14 protein-coding genes are annotated in these 13,754 nt (G+C 71.4%); 2 read left to right on the top strand and 12 right to left on the bottom strand.

The features are described from left to right. Positions 1-16 precede the first annotated feature (16 nt). The gene (locus ABZW11_RS01570) at positions 17-814 is read right to left on the bottom strand and encodes a L,D-transpeptidase family protein (RefSeq protein ID WP_355411446.1); all 798 of its coding nucleotides are present in this window, start codon (positions 812-814) and stop codon (positions 17-19) included. A 141-nt stretch (positions 815-955) separates the two neighbouring features. Between ABZW11_RS01570 and ABZW11_RS01565 the strand changes: the two genes are divergently transcribed. Beyond that, positions 956-1,594 carry a GNAT family protein gene (locus ABZW11_RS01565; RefSeq protein ID WP_355411444.1) on the top strand — a complete coding sequence of 213 codons (639 nt, stop codon included), beginning with the start codon at positions 956-958 and terminating at the stop codon, positions 1,592-1,594. Here ABZW11_RS01565 and ABZW11_RS01560 read toward each other — a convergent pair. Genes ABZW11_RS01560 through ABZW11_RS01550 form a run of 3 tightly spaced genes read right to left on the bottom strand, consistent with a single transcriptional unit; the run spans position 1,581 to position 5,383 of the window. Continuing rightward, positions 1,581-3,554, bottom strand: a complete 1,974-nt coding sequence (locus ABZW11_RS01560) for an acetoacetate--CoA ligase (RefSeq protein WP_355411442.1) — start codon at positions 3,552-3,554, stop codon at positions 1,581-1,583. The two genes, ABZW11_RS01565 and ABZW11_RS01560, sit on opposite strands and share 14 nt — an antisense overlap. A 57-nt stretch (positions 3,555-3,611) precedes the next feature. Next, the gene (locus tag ABZW11_RS01555; protein WP_355411440.1) at positions 3,612-4,469 is read right to left on the bottom strand and encodes a serine hydrolase; all 858 of its coding nucleotides are present in this window, start codon (positions 4,467-4,469) and stop codon (positions 3,612-3,614) included. After that, complete coding sequence (locus ABZW11_RS01550; protein WP_355411438.1) at positions 4,466-5,383, bottom strand: LysR substrate-binding domain-containing protein; 918 nt, start codon at positions 5,381-5,383, stop codon at positions 4,466-4,468. The genes ABZW11_RS01555 and ABZW11_RS01550 overlap by 4 nt, the downstream gene beginning before the upstream one ends. Positions 5,384-5,470: 87 nt before the next feature. On the opposite strand from ABZW11_RS01550, the gene ABZW11_RS01545 reads away from it, so the two are divergent. After that, entirely contained in the window at positions 5,471-7,042 is a 1,572-nt protein-coding gene (locus ABZW11_RS01545) for a penicillin-binding transpeptidase domain-containing protein (protein WP_355411436.1), read from the top strand. Between the two features lie 8 nt (positions 7,043-7,050). Here ABZW11_RS01545 and ABZW11_RS01540 read toward each other — a convergent pair whose 3' ends face one another. From ABZW11_RS01540 to ABZW11_RS01505, 8 genes are all read right to left on the bottom strand, one after another. Beyond that, positions 7,051-7,809, bottom strand: a complete 759-nt coding sequence (locus tag ABZW11_RS01540; RefSeq protein WP_355411434.1) for a haloacid dehalogenase-like hydrolase — start codon at positions 7,807-7,809, stop codon at positions 7,051-7,053. 78 nt (positions 7,810-7,887) lie between these two features. Next, positions 7,888-8,514, bottom strand: coding sequence for an HAD family hydrolase (locus tag ABZW11_RS01535; RefSeq protein ID WP_355411433.1), 627 nt, complete (start codon positions 8,512-8,514; stop codon positions 7,888-7,890). Positions 8,515-8,596: 82 nt separating this feature from the next. Continuing rightward, positions 8,597-9,037 (bottom strand): DUF2690 domain-containing protein, encoded by a 441-nt coding sequence (locus ABZW11_RS01530; protein ID WP_355411431.1) that lies wholly within the window; start codon positions 9,035-9,037, stop codon positions 8,597-8,599. Positions 9,038-9,140: 103 nt separating this feature from the next. Further along, positions 9,141-9,647, bottom strand: coding sequence for a hypothetical protein (locus ABZW11_RS01525; RefSeq protein ID WP_355411429.1), 507 nt, complete (start codon positions 9,645-9,647; stop codon positions 9,141-9,143). Between the two features lie 90 nt (positions 9,648-9,737). Beyond that, positions 9,738-10,382 (bottom strand): HAD family phosphatase, encoded by a 645-nt coding sequence (locus ABZW11_RS01520; protein ID WP_355411427.1) that lies wholly within the window; start codon positions 10,380-10,382, stop codon positions 9,738-9,740. A 41-nt stretch (positions 10,383-10,423) separates the two neighbouring features. Further along, positions 10,424-11,716 (bottom strand): beta-N-acetylhexosaminidase, encoded by a 1,293-nt coding sequence (nagZ, locus tag ABZW11_RS01515; RefSeq protein ID WP_355411425.1) that lies wholly within the window; start codon positions 11,714-11,716, stop codon positions 10,424-10,426. A gap of 58 nt (positions 11,717-11,774) precedes the next feature. After that, entirely contained in the window at positions 11,775-13,442 is a 1,668-nt protein-coding gene (ptsP, locus tag ABZW11_RS01510; RefSeq protein WP_355411423.1) for a phosphoenolpyruvate--protein phosphotransferase, read from the bottom strand. Next, positions 13,439-13,699, bottom strand: coding sequence for an HPr family phosphocarrier protein (locus tag ABZW11_RS01505; RefSeq protein WP_355411421.1), 261 nt, complete (start codon positions 13,697-13,699; stop codon positions 13,439-13,441). The genes ptsP and ABZW11_RS01505 overlap by 4 nt, the downstream gene beginning before the upstream one ends. Positions 13,700-13,754: the final 55 nt, after the last annotated feature.

The raw sequence follows: 13,754 nt of genomic DNA, 5'->3' as shown, positions 1-13,754 counted from the left end.
TTCACCGTAAGGCGGGTCACATAATTTTTCCCCGGACGTGCACCGGCTCGCCGATCTTCACCATCTGGTACAGCCGCTTGGACGTCTCCAGCGGCACCCGCACGCACCCGTGCGAGGCCGGCTGCAGCGGCACCTTCGACGAGCCGTGCATGGCGATGGCCCCCGTGAAGTACAGGGAGTTGTACATCGACCCCAGCGGCCCCGTCGTCCAGCCGGGCGCGCGGCGCAGCACGCGGAAGTCCCCGGTCGGCGTGATGGCGTTGCCGCACCGCCCGTTCTCGCAGTAGCGCACCTCGGCTCCGGTGGAGACGTGCGAGATCAGCGCGGGCCTGCGGTCGCGATAGACGGTCAGCAACTGGTTGCGCAGGTCGATCTCCACCCGGTCGGGCGCGCCGCCGGGCACCAGCACCTTGTGCCTGACCGGCTTGTCCAGCGCCGCCAGCAGCTTCGGCCCGACCTCCTTCCTCGGCATCATGCGCTTGTGTTTCTGGAACGCCCAGACGGCGAACTTGGTCTGCTCGTCGTACACGCCGTTGATCCGGCCGAAGTAGTAGCGCCCCCTGTGCAGCTTGCGCTGGAGCGTGCGGACGGCCTCGCCCCTGTGTCCCGGGCGCAGCAGCACCGGCTTGCTCCTGACCTCCTCGGCCTTCTCGACCTTCTCCGTCTCCTCGCTCGCCGGCCGCTCTGCGCTCTCCGCGGGTGGCGGGGCGGCGGGACGGACGGTGACGGCGGCGGCGGGCAGCGGGATCGCGATGAAGGGAAGGACGCCGGCGGACAGAGCGAGAACGGTGAATGTCTGAAGCTTTATCGTCATAAATCGACGCCTACCCAGACAGCAGAGAATTCATGGTTTTGTTGAGGAAAAGACGCGGCTAATATCGAGATTCAGGAAAATACCCTTTTGTCGGAAAAATGCGTCGCGCGGTCGCCGGGACGTCTGGCACCATCCCGTGCCATGCGCAACTGGCCGCTCTTCGAGCTCTCGATCACCACGCCCCGCCTCACCCTCCGCGTCCCGTCCCTCGAGGACCTCGACGACCTGGGCGACCGCGCCGCAGAGGGCGTCCACGACGAGGGGCAGATGCCGTTCCTCTTCCCGTGGACCGATGGCGAGCCGGCCGAGCGGGCCAGGCGCACGATCCAGTTCCACTTCGGGACCTGGAGCCGCTTCAGCGAGGACGACTGGGCGATCGAGTTCGTCGTCGTCCGCGAAGGCCAGGTCATCGGCACCCAGGGCGTCATGGCCTCCGACTTCCCCGTGCTCGGCGAGGTCAAGACCGGCTCCTGGCTGGGCAGGCGCTTCCAGGGGCAGGGTGTGGGCACCGAGATGCGCAAGGCCGTGCTGCACTTCGCCTTCGCCGGTCTGGGCGCGAGGTCGGCGGTGACGGAGGCGTTCGAGGACAACCCTTCCTCGCTGGCCGTCACGCGCAAGCTCGGCTACCGGGAGGACGGCACGACCCTGCACAACCGCAAGGGCAAGCCGGTCGTCACCCGCCGCTTCCGCATGGACAGGGAGGAATGGCGGGAGGAGCCCGGTTTCGAGCTCCACAACCTGGAGGCGTGCCTGCCCCTGTTCGGCCTCAAGAGCCGGTGAAGTGGCGCAGCACCTCGGGGTTGGCCATGGCGTCGGGGTTGGCGGCCTGCTCGACGGGCGTGCCGAGGAGGATCTTGCGTACCGGCACCTCTAGCTTCTTGCCCGACAGCGTCCGCGGGATGCCGGGCACCACCCGGATCTCGTCGGGCACGTGGCGCGGCGACAGCTCCTTGCGGAGGGCGGCGCGCAGCTCGCGTTCGAGCGGCTCGGTCAGCTCGGCGCCTTCCGCGAGCGTGACGTAGAGCAGCAGCCGGCCCTCCTGCCCGAGCTGGCCGGTGTCGATGACGAGGCTGTCGGCGATCTCCTCGAAGCGCTCGACCACCCGGTAGAACTCGCTGGTGCCCATGCGGACGCCGCCCCGGTTGAGCGTGGAGTCGGAGCGCCCGTAGATGACGCAGCCGCCGTCTTCGTTGATCTTTATCCAGTCGCCGTGCCGCCAGACGCCGGGGTAGACGTCGAAGTAGCTCTCGGCGTAGCGCCGCCCCTCGGGGTCGTTCCAGAAGCAGACCGGCATCGACGGCATCGGCCGGGTCAGCACCAGCTCCCCCACCTCGCCGATCACCGGCTTGCCCGCCGGATCGTACGCCTCCACCTTCGCCCCCAGCGACCGGCAGGGGATGATGCCGGCCCTGATGGGGTGCAGCAGCGTGGCGCCGACGAATCCCGTGCACACGTCGGTGCCGCCGGAGAACGACCCCAGCGGCGTGCCGGGAAGCTGCCCGGCCAGCCAGGCGAAGCCCTCGGGCGGCAGCGGCGAGCCGGTCGAGCCGACCCCGCGCAGCCGCTCAAGCCCCTCCAGCTGGAGCCCCGCCTTCAGCGAGGCCATGATGTACGGCGCCCCCACCCCGAAGTACGTCGCCTCCTCCGAGGCGGCGATGCGCCACAGGGCGGCCGGCGACGGATGCGTGGCCGAGCCGTCGTAGAGCACGGGCGTGGCCCCCACCAGCAGCGCGCCGATGAGGTAGTTCCACATCATCCAGCCGGTGGTGGTGTACCAGAAGAACACGTCACCGGGGCCGAGGTCCTGGTGGAAGGTGAGCGCCTTGAGGTGCTCGAGCACCACGCCGCCGTGCCCGTGCACGATCGGCTTGGGCAGCCCGGTCGTGCCGCTGGAGTAGACGATCCACAGCGGGTGGCCGAACGGCACCTGCTCGAACTCCAGCGGCCCCTCCTCAGCCCGCAGGCCCTCCCAGCCGATCACCTGGCCGTGCGGCATTTCGGCGGCGTGACCCGCGGCATGAACGGCGGTCGGCTCGGCCTGCTGCGGTGCCCTGCCGTCCTCGGCGGCGGCCAGGTAGGGGATCCACACGGTGGCGCGCAGCGAGGGCAGCGCGGCGGCGATCTCGTTGACCGCGGCCGAGCGCTCGAAGCTCTTGCCGTTGTAGTGGTAGCCGTCGACGGCGATGAGCACCTTCGGCTCGATCTGCTTGAACCGGTCGACGATGGACGGCACGCCGAAGTCGGGCGAGCCCGCCGACCAGATGGCGCCCAGCGAGGCGGTGGCGAGGAACGCGATCAGCGCCTGCGGGATGTTGGGCAGGTAGCCGGCCACCCGGTCGCCGCGGCCGACGCCGAGCCTGACCAGCCCGGCCCGCACCCGCGCGACCTCCTCGCGCAGCTCGGCCCTGCTCAGCTCCTGCCGGCCGCCGTCCTCGCTGACGAAGATCATGCCGGGGCCCTCGTCGTGGCGCAGGGCGTTCTCGGCGTAGTTGAGCGAGGCGCCCTCGAACCAGGTCACCCCGGGCATCGTGCCCGACAGCACGGGGCCGTCGCCGCGCTCTCCGATCACCTCGAAGTAGTCCCAGATCGACGTCCAGAACGCGCCGGGATGCTCGACCGACCACCGCCACGCGTCCTCGTAACCGCCTGACCTGCCCAGCCACCTCAGATAGCGGGTCAGCCTGGCCGACGCGACCACCTCGTCGCCCGGCTCCCAGAGAAGCTCGCCCTCAGCAACCATGTCATCATCCTGTCGCCCGTACGGAGGAATGTCATACCCGGCGTTCCCCATAACTTGCTACCTCCGTAGGTGGTCCACCGCCATACGCGCGGCCGTGCCGATCACCGCGTCGGCGCGCGGCTGGATCAGGGCCGTGCTGAACGACCGGGTGAAGACCGACACCGCGTACCGGTGGCCGTCGGGGTACTCCACGACGCCCGACTCGCAGCGCAGCGTCGGGTAGGTGCCGGTCTTGCCGCTGACGGCGACGTCGTCGTACGGAAAGCCGGAGGCCAGCCGGTGCGGCCACACCTGCATGTTGAGCACGCTGCGCATCCACGCGCACGACTCGGCGGAGGCGGCCTCGTCACGCCAGATCAGCTCGAACAGCCGGACCATCTCGCGCGGCGTGCTGCGGTTGGTGTGCGCCGGGTCGAGCACGCTGAGCCGGGCGATGTCCTCGGGATCGAGGTACGGCCACCCGTGCCCGGTGTCGTCCCGCATGCGCGCGTTGCCCTCCCCCGCCCCCTGCACGACCCGGGTCCGTGTCAGTCCGAGCCCGTCCAGCATGGCGTTGACGGCGTCGCACCCGATCAGGTCGAGCAGCGTGTCGGCCGAGGTGTTGTCGCTGACCGCGATCATCAGGTACGCCAGGTCGCGCAGCGAGATCGTCACGTCGTCGAGCATCGCGGCGATCCCGGTGGGCCCGGGGATGCGCCCCTCAGCGGGCACCGTGACCCGAGTGGCAGGGTCGAGCAGCCCGGCGTCGGCCTGCCGGCAGAACTCCACCAGCAGCGGCACCTTGAACATGGACGCCGTCGGCAGCAGCTCGTCGGGGCCGTGGCCGAGCTCGTGGCCGGTGTCGACGTCGGCGGCGCACAGCCAGCCGGTCACCCCGGCGCGGGTGAACAGGGCGTCGAAGTCGGGCGGGGTCATGCCAGCATCCCCGGTCTGCGGCTGACCCGCCGCTGGGGCGCGGCGCCCTGCTCGGTCATCCCGGCGCTCTCCTTCAACGTCCGTACGGCCACGGCCGCGAAGTCGGTGGTCGCGGCCGTGGCCGTGCGCCAGGCCGTGGAGACCCGGCTCGCGATCGGCGAGCCTAGCAGCGGCCGCCAGGCCAGCCCCGGAAGCTCCACCTTCGGCCCGAACGCCACCGCCGCACCGGCCAGCACCAGCCCGAGTCCGGCGCCGTCATGGACCTGGGCGGGCACGTACCCGTGGCGGCGGCACTCGGCCAGCACCTCGCCCCGCCAGCCTGGCTCACCCTCCTGGGGCGGCAGCAGCAGCTCGCGGCCCGCCAGGTCGGCCAGGTGCACCTCGCCGACGGCGGCCAGCGGGTCGCTGTCGGCCAGCAGCACGCCCTGGGGCTGCACGAGCACGTGCCCGAAGCGCAGACCTGGCGCGGTGATCGGATGGCGGACGAGCCCGACGTCGATCGTGCCGTCGGCCAGGGCCGCCACCTGGTCGGCGGTCCAGATCTCGGCGGGTGCGACCCGTACGTCGGGGCTGGCCGCGCGGAAGGCGGCGATCAGGGCGGCCAGCACGGACGCGGCCAGGTCGGGCGGCACGCCGACCTTCAGCACGGTGCCGCCGCCCTGCCTGGCCAGCTCGTGCAGCCGGTCGACGCGGGTGACGATCGCGCGGGCCTCGCCCAGCAGCAGCCTGCCCTGCTCGGTGAGGCGTACCTGGCGGGCCGAGCGGTCGAACAGCCGTACGCCGAGCTCCTCCTCCAGCCGCTTGATGCGCTGGCTGAGCGGCGGCTGGGCCATGCCGAGCCGGATCGCCGCGTTGCCGAAGTGCAGTTCCTCCGCCACCACGATGAAGTAGCGCAGGTGCCGGACGAGGTCCATGACCAGCAAATATATCCACTTTTGTATCTATGTGTCCCTCATATCAATATTGGACACCGTTACTTCCCATCTGGTGTTCTCTGCGGCATGGCACCGCAAACGGGGAGAATTTACGGCAGGCGTCGCCGCAGGCGATGGCCCTGGATCGTGGCCGGGCTGCTGGTCCCGGTCGTCGTGGCGGGCGGCGTCGTCTGGGTGACGCGGACCCAGGGCTCGCCCGAGGAGACCGCCGACCACTACCTGGCGGCCTGGAGCACCCAGGACTACGCCGCCATGCGCGACCTGGTCGCCGACCCGCCCGCCGACTTCGAGCGCGCCCATCGCGACTTCCGCACCGGGCTGAAACTGACCGCCGCGCACTTCGAGCGCCGCGACCTGAGCGAGGGCAGGGAGGTCATCGTCTTCCGCGCCGCGCTGTCCGGGCCGCGCGACCTCGCCTACACCGGGCGGCTGCACCTGGTCGAGCGCGACCGTACGTGGAAGGTGGCCTGGACGCCCGCCACCATGCACCCGCAGCTTCGCGAGGGCCTGTCGCTGCGGGCCGTCAAGCGCGACGCCGAGCCGGTACGCGTGCTCGCCGCCGACGGCACCCAGGTCAACGACCCGTCGGCGCCCGGCTCCGTGCAGCAGCTCGTCGAGGGCATGAAGCAGACCTTCCCCGACCGGTTCACGGCGCGCGGGAACACCGTCATCGGCCTCTACCGGGGCGATGAGCTGCTGCGCAACGTGGCCGGGGAGACGGACGGCGAGCCGCCGATCCAGACCACGCTCGACCTCAAGGTGCACCGGGCCGGCGCGCAGGCGCTCAAGGGCGTGGACAAGCCCGTCTCGCTGGTGGCGCTGCGGGCCTCGACCGGGGAGATCCTGGCCGTGGTCAACGCGCCCGGCGGGTTCAACAGGGCGCTCATGGGCAAGTATCCGCCCGGCTCGACGTTCAAGGTGGTCACCGCCTCCGCGCTCGTCGCCGGCGGCATCGAGCCGGGGCAGCGGGTCACCTGCCCGGCCGAGCAGAACATCGGCGGCTTCCCGTTCCACAACGCCGGCTACGAGGACTTCGGGACGCTGACGTTCCAGAAAGCGTTCGCGCACTCATGCAACACCACCTTCGGGCAGCTCAGCGTGGACCGGCTGAACGGCGGCCGGCTCGCCGAGGTGGCCAGGAGTTTCGGCTTCGGCACGCCGATCACGCCGGGCGTGCCCGCCGTACGCGCCGAGTTCCCCGACCCCAAGGACGACACCGACCTCGCCTCCGCCGCCATCGGGCAGGGCAGGGTGCTGGCCAGCCCGCTCAACATGGCCTCCGTGGCCGCCGCGATCGCCTCGGGCTCGTGGATCCCGCCCCGGCTGGTCACCGGCGAGCACGTCCCCGGCCGGCAGCCCGACACGCCGCGCCCGCTGGAGAAGGGCGTCGTGGACGCGCTGCGCGCCCTCATGCCCGCCGTGGTCACCGACGGCACCGCGCACGGCGTCAGCTTCCCGTCGGGGACGGCGGGCAAGACCGGCACCGCGGAGTACGGCTCGGGCAAGGAGCCGCCCGCGCACTCGTGGTTCATCGGCTACAAGGGGGACGTGGCGTTCTCGGTGATCGTGGAGGGCGGCGGCGCCGGCTCAGCGGTCGCCGCCCCGATCGCCGCCCGCTTCCTCAAAGCTCTCACCTGATCCCGGGATCACACTGCCCGGCTGTCCAGGGGTGCGGTCAGGGCCGCGACCGCCGCCACCACCTCGGAGGCGTCGGACAGGTCGGGCAGCACCACGTCGGCCCCGGCCTCGCGCAACTCGGACGCCATCGACCGGCCCGACGCGACGCCGATCATCGCCGCCCCGCCGATCTTGGCGGCCTGCACGTCACGGGTGGAGTCGCCGATCACGACGGTGTTGGCCGCGGTGAACGGCGTGCCGAGCCGCTGCTTGGCCCGCGACTGGGCGACCTGGAGCAGCGTCGCCTTGGGGTAGACCTCCTCGCCGTAGCCGCCGAGCTCGAAGTCGATGTGCTTGTCGAGCCCGAACGCCTTGAGCTTGAGCACGGCGTTGCTCTTGATCGTGCCGGTGAGCACGGTCTGGGCGACGCCGTCGAGCCTGGAGACGGCCTTGAGCGCGGCCTTGGCCCCGGCCATCATGCGCCCCTCCTTCGCCAGCCGCCCGCGCCGGTCGGCGAAGGCGGTGGCCAGCGCCGCGAGGAACCTGGGCAGATGGTCGTCCTCGGCCACGATCCCGTTGACGGCGAGCGTCTCGAAGACGATCTCGGAGTCGGGGCGGCCGAGCGGAGGGACGAGCTTGACGAGCGGACGCCCGGTCACGACGCGGAACGCCTCGGCGTAGGCGTCTCTGGTCACGATGGCGACGTCGACCAGCGTCAGGTCGACGTTCCACAGCACAAGGCGATTGATGGCGGCCTCCTGAAGGATCTCTGCAGCAGGGTAGGCCATCACGGCCTCCGGCATCCTTACCACGTGGATTCCGGCATGACCGCCCGCTGAAGACGGCCGGCCTTCGAGGACGGGCCCTCAGATGTGGTCGAGCGCGTCGGCGAGCCGATCGACCACCGGGAACCCGGTGCTCTCCAGCTCCTGCCTGGTCGTCATGCCGCCGGTGTAGAGCACGGCCCTGGCGCCGACGTGGCGGGCGGCCAGCCCGTCGTCCACGCTGTCGCCGATCACGAGGACCTGGGCGGGGTCGACGTCCAGCGCCCTGATGTGCTCCTCCATGTGCGCGGCCTTCTCGCCACCGGTGGCGCCGTGCAGGCCGTCGATCCTGGTGAAGTGCCGGGTGATGCCGAACGAGGCCACCTTGGGCATCAGGTGGGCGTGCGGGGCCATCGAGCAGAGCGACTGGGTGCCGGTCCAGGCCGCCAGCATCATCTCGGCGCCGGCGGCCAGCTCGCACACCTCGGCCAGCCGGAAGTAGTGCTCGTGGAAACCCTGGTCGAGCCGCTCCCACTCGCCTTCCGTGAGCGGGCGGCCGAGCATGCGCTCGTAGGCGACCCAGATGGGGCGGGTGTAGACGGCGCGGAAGCCGTCGGCGGTGAGTGCGGGCAGCGCGTACGGCTTGAAGACCTCGTTGGTGGCCCCTACGACGGCGTCGATGTCGTGGAAAAGGGTGCCGTTCCAGTCCCAGATGATGTGCTGTGTCATGGCGGGCCCAAGCCTAAATGCCCGCTATGACATTCGCGATGGCGGCCCTCCCCGAAACGGCGGCGCCCGCGCCTTCCGCAGGTCAGCCGCAGGCCTTGCTGGTCGTGCCCTGGGCGTTCTGGCCGCCCCTGCCGCCGTTCCACTGCACGCTCACGCTGCCCCAGGCGCAGATGCCCCTGGCCTTGAGCATGTTGCCCCAGTGGCGGCCGCCGTTGCCGGCCTTGAAGCGGAAGGAGTCGGAGCGGCCGTCCGCGGTGTAGACGTTGACGGTCCCGGTCATGGACGTGCCCGTCTTGATCTCCGTCCAGTTGGTCTGGCACCTGCTCGACCACATGAGCTTGACCGTGCCCACCTCGCCGTTGGCACGGCTGACGATCTTGGCCGAGCGGACGGCACGCGCCGAGGTGCCGCACCCCGACTTGTACGGGTCCTTGTGGTCGTAGGACGCGGCCTGGGCCGCTGCGGGCGAGCTGGCCAGGACGGCCAGCGCTCCGATGGCGACCGCCAAGACTCGACGCTTCACGTAGAACCGACTCCTTCAGTGCGACATCCTGTGCTGCGTCGTGACCTTAACGTGGTGTGACGACACAGAGGCGCGAGCCGCATGAGCCGTGATCTCTCCGTTATCAACCGAGAAGGTCGGGAATCTCCTGGGTCGCGTACCACATGAGCTCGTGGGCCTCGGCGCCGTCCACGGTGAAACGGGCGTCGTCGTCGCCGGCGTCGGAGGCGGGCAGCGCGGCGATGGCCGCCTCGATGTCGGGCTCGGCGTCGTGGTCGTCGATGTGCACGGCGGCCACCTTGGCCATCGGCACCGGCTGCGCGAGACGTACGCGACCGCGCTCCTCCAGTGCGGCGCCCGCGGAGACGGCTCCCTCTGGCACCTCGGCGGCGATCACCACGCGCCGGGCGGGGGCGTCGACGCCGTCGGCGCGGTCGGCGGCCAGCATCCGCAGCGAGGCGCGGGCGGCCTCGGTGAGCGCGACGTACTCGAGCTCCTCGGTGTCGCCCGATGCGTACCACTCGATCAGCGCGGGGGTCACCGCGTAGCCGGTCAGCGGGGCCGGGCCCACCTCTCCTGCCTTCAGCACCGAGGCCAGCGCCGGGAGAGTACACGGCAGATAGACGCGCATGACGAACCTTTCCAAACGTGCGGGGCTCGCTCAGGCGGGAGCCCGATCGCCACCTTACTCATGGTCCCTGGTACCGACGGTGGTGATGGGCTACTTCCGCAAGGTGAGACGCAGCAGGCCCTCCAGGTGCCCGATGGTGGTGGCGGCGTCGCGGTGGTGGATGCCGTTGATGCCGAGCGCGCCGGCGGCGGTGATGTTGGCCTCGATGTCGTCGATGAACACGCAGTCGGCGCCGGTCAGGCCGATGAGGTCGAGCGCGTGGCGGAAGATGCGCTCCTCCGGCTTGCGCATGCCGACCTCGCCGGAGATGACGACCGCGTCGAAGAGGTCGTCCCAGTCGTCGCGAGGGTAGGTGTTGGCCCACGAGTTGGACAGCAGGCAGGTCTTCACGCCGTTGCCGCGGACGTCGCGGAGCATGTCGTACATGGCCTCGACCCGGTCGAAGCCCGCGAACATGCGCTCCAGCAGCCCTTCCGCGACCGGCGGCACGCCGTCGACGGTGAGCAGCCGGGCGGCCAGGTCGCGCTCGAAGGCGGCGCCGTCGATCTCGCCCCTTTCGAGGGCGTGGACGACGTTGTCGCCGTTTCCGCCCCGGTAGGCGTGGTCGATCAGCTCGCGCATCACCGTGTGGTAGCGGTCGGCGTCGATGCGGTCGGCGGCGATCCAGCGCGCGATGGAGTCGGACAGGCTGGTGGTCAGCACCCCACCCCAGTCGATGAGCACACCCGTAACCATCGTTCTAGGGTAGAGCGTCCGGAAAAGCCCGATAACTCCGGTCAGCCGCCTGCTTGGGCGGCCAGCTTGCGGTGCGCGGACGAGCGCAGCACGTCGGACGCCTTCGCCGCCGAGGCCACCGGCGCCTCGGTCAGGAAGCCGCGCTTGTGCCTGAGCGTCAGCAGCCGGGTGACCGACTGGTCGAGGCGCTGCTCGGAGATGCGGCCCGACTTCACCGCCGCCAGCACCGCCTTGTAGGCCTTGGGCAGGTCGTTGGGCATGAGCAGCAGGTCGGCCCCGGCCATTACGGCCCGCACGGCGACCTCGCCGTCGTCGTACTTCTTGCGCGCCCCCGCCATGTTGAGCGCGTCGGTGGAGATCACGCCCTTGAAGCCGAGCTTCTCGCGCAGCAGGCCGGTCAGGATCGGCTTGGACAGCGTGGCCGGGTCGCCCGACGGGTCGAGCTTGGGGAAGACGATGTGGGCGCTCATCACCGCGTCGACGCCCGCGTCGATCGCGGCCTTGAACGGCGGCGCGTCGAGGCGCTCCCACTGCGCCCTGGTGTGCTTGATGATCGGCAGCCCGGTGTGGCTGTCGACGCTGGTGTCGCCATGGCCGGGGAAGTGCTTGGCGGTGGCCGCGATCTTCGCCTCGCCGAAGCCCTTGACCGCCGCCGCGACCATCTTGGCCGCCCGCTTGGGGTCGTCGTCGTAGGCGCGGCGGCCGATGACGGGGTTGCGCGGGTTGACGTTGACGTCGGCGACGGGCGCGAAGTCGAGGTTGACCCCGAGCGCCCGCAGCTCCTCGCCGGTCGCCTTGGCCACCTGGCGGGCCAGGCCGGTGTCCTTGGTGTCGCCGATGTCGCCCGCGCCGGGGAACTTCGTCATCAGCGCCGACATGCGCGACACCGCGCCGTTCTCCTGGTCGGTGCCGATGATCAGCGGCACCTTCGCCGAGGCGCGCTGCAGGCCGTTGGTCAGGCCGACGACCTGGCTCGTGCTCTTGACGTTGTGGGGGAAGAGGATCACGCCGCCCAGGTGGTATTTCGCGATCACCTTGGCCGGGGTGCGCGCGGAGTAGCGCGCCTGGTTCTCGCCCGAGGCGGAGCCGGCCGTGGTGCCGTAGAGGACGGGCATGAAGAGCTGGCCGACCTTCTCCTCGGTGCTCAGCCGCGCCAGGACCCGCTGGACCTCGCTCTGAGCGGGCGTCGGGGCCGCCGACGGGACCGCGGACGTGGTGCGCGCGGGCGGGGCGGCCTTGCCTCCGGTCGGCTCGGCCCCCGCCGTTCCGCCGCCACCGCCGCACGCGGTGAGCGCGATCACCAGGAGCCCTGTCGTACCGATCCGTCGAAGCATGACTCCAAAGGTATCCATCCGACGACGCGCCCGGACCCCGCGCTCGCTCTCAGCGCAGCTACAACCCGAGCCTGGCGAGCCCCGGCAGGTGCACGCGGGCCGCCGCGCGGGCGTCGGCCGCCGACGGCTGCGCCCTGGCCGCCTGCGCCGCCGTACGGCACTGCTCCAGCGTGTGCGCGGCCAGCCCGGCGCGTACGCCGGACAGCGCCGACGGCGCCATGGACAGCGTCGAGGCCCCCAGCCCGGCCAGCACGCAGGCCAGCGCCGCGTCGGCGGCCGCCTCCCCGCACACGCCGCACGGCTTGCCCGCCCGCGAGGCCGCCTCGGCGACCAGTGCGACCAGGTCGAGCAGCCCCGGCTGCCACGGGTCGTGCAGCCCGCTGACGGCGCCCAGACCGCGGTCGGCGGCGAAGGCGTACTGGCTGAGGTCGTTGGTGCCGACGGAGACGAAGTCGACCTGGGAGATCACGTCGGCGGCGCGCAGCGCGGCCGACGGGATCTCGATCATCACGCCGACGTCGAGCAGGCCCTTGTCGGCGCACTCCCTGGCGAACCAGGTGGCCTCCTCGGCCGTGGCCACCATCGGCGCCATCACCTGCAGCTCGGGTACGGCGACCGCGGCCAGGGCGCGGAGCTGGACGTCCATCACCTCGGGCGCGCGCCTGAACAGGCGCAGGCCCCGCTCACCGAGGGCCGGGTTCTGCTCGGCCGGCGTGGACAGGAAGCGCAGCGGCTTGTCCGCGCCGCCGTCGAGCGTGCGCACCACGACCCTGCCGCCGGGGAAGGCGTCGAGCGCGGCCCGGTAGGCCCGCTCCTGCTCCTCGATCGACGGCGGCTCGGCGCGGTCGAGGAAGAGGAACTCGGTGCGGTAGAGCCCGATGCCCTCGGCCCCCGCGGCCAGCGCGGCGTCGATCTCGGCCGGGCCGCCGATGTTCGCCAGCAGCGGCACGGGGTGGCCGTCGGCGGTGGCGCCTGGACCGGTCCACGTCGCGAGCGCGGCCTGACGGGCGGAGGCGGCGCCGACCGCGCCGGCCACGTCCGCCTCTTCCGGCGCCACGCGGACCTCGCCCGAGGTGCCGTCCACCATCACCTCGACGTCCGGCGGGATGCGGGTCGCACCGGGGCAGGCCACGACCGCGGGCACCCCGATCGATCTGGCCATGATGGCGGTGTGGCTGGTCGGGCCGCCCTCCTCGGTGACGAACGCGACCACGTCGTCCCTGGACAGCAGCGCCGTGTCGGCGGGCGCGAGGTCCCTGGCGACCAGCACGTACGGCTCCTCCGGCGCCACCGGCAGCCCGGGCAGCGCCTGCCCGTAGAGCAGCGCGATCACGCGGTCCCTGATGTCGCTGAGGTCGGCGGCCCGCTCACCCAGGTATCCGCCGGACCCCGCGAGCACGTCCCGGTATTTCGAGAAGGCCTCGAAGACCGCTCTGGGGGCGGCCAGGCCGCGGTCGATCAGTGTGCGCACCTTCACGACCAGCCCGGGGTCCTCGGCCATCAGCGCCTGGGCCTTGAGTATCTCCCCGGCCTCGCCGCCCGCCTGGTTGCCGCGGGCCTCCAGCTCGCCCGCGACCTGCTGGAGCGCGACCATGGCACGCTCTTTCTCCTGTTCCGCCTCACCGGTGTAGGTGGCGCCCTCGGGGGGTTCGGGCACGGAGACGGTCAGAACGAAAGAGGGTCCGTGCCCGATGCCCGGGCTGACCCCCACCCCCCGCAGGTTCATGGCGTACTGGCGATCGCGGCCAGCTCGTCGAGCACCTCTTCCGACCCCTCGCCCTCAGCGGAGATCACCACGGTCTCGCCCTGCCTGACGTCGAGGGCCATGATCGCGAGAATGCTCTTGCCGTTGACCGGCCCGCCACCGTGCGGCTTCTCGACCGTGATGTCCATCGGCGCCTGCTTGGCCCGCTGGACGAACGTCGCCGCGGGCCGGGCGTGCAGCCCTACCTCCGCCGCCACGGTGACCTTGCGTTCACCCATTGTCGTCGTTCCTCCTTCTGTGCCGGTCCAGACCAGCCGGACCTTCGTGCGATCG

The sequence above is a fragment of the Nonomuraea sp. NPDC004580 genome, from assembly GCF_040609855.1.
GTDB lineage: Bacteria > Actinomycetota > Actinomycetes > Streptosporangiales > Streptosporangiaceae > Nonomuraea > Nonomuraea salmonea.
This window is presented reverse-complemented; position numbering and strand designations above follow the sequence as displayed.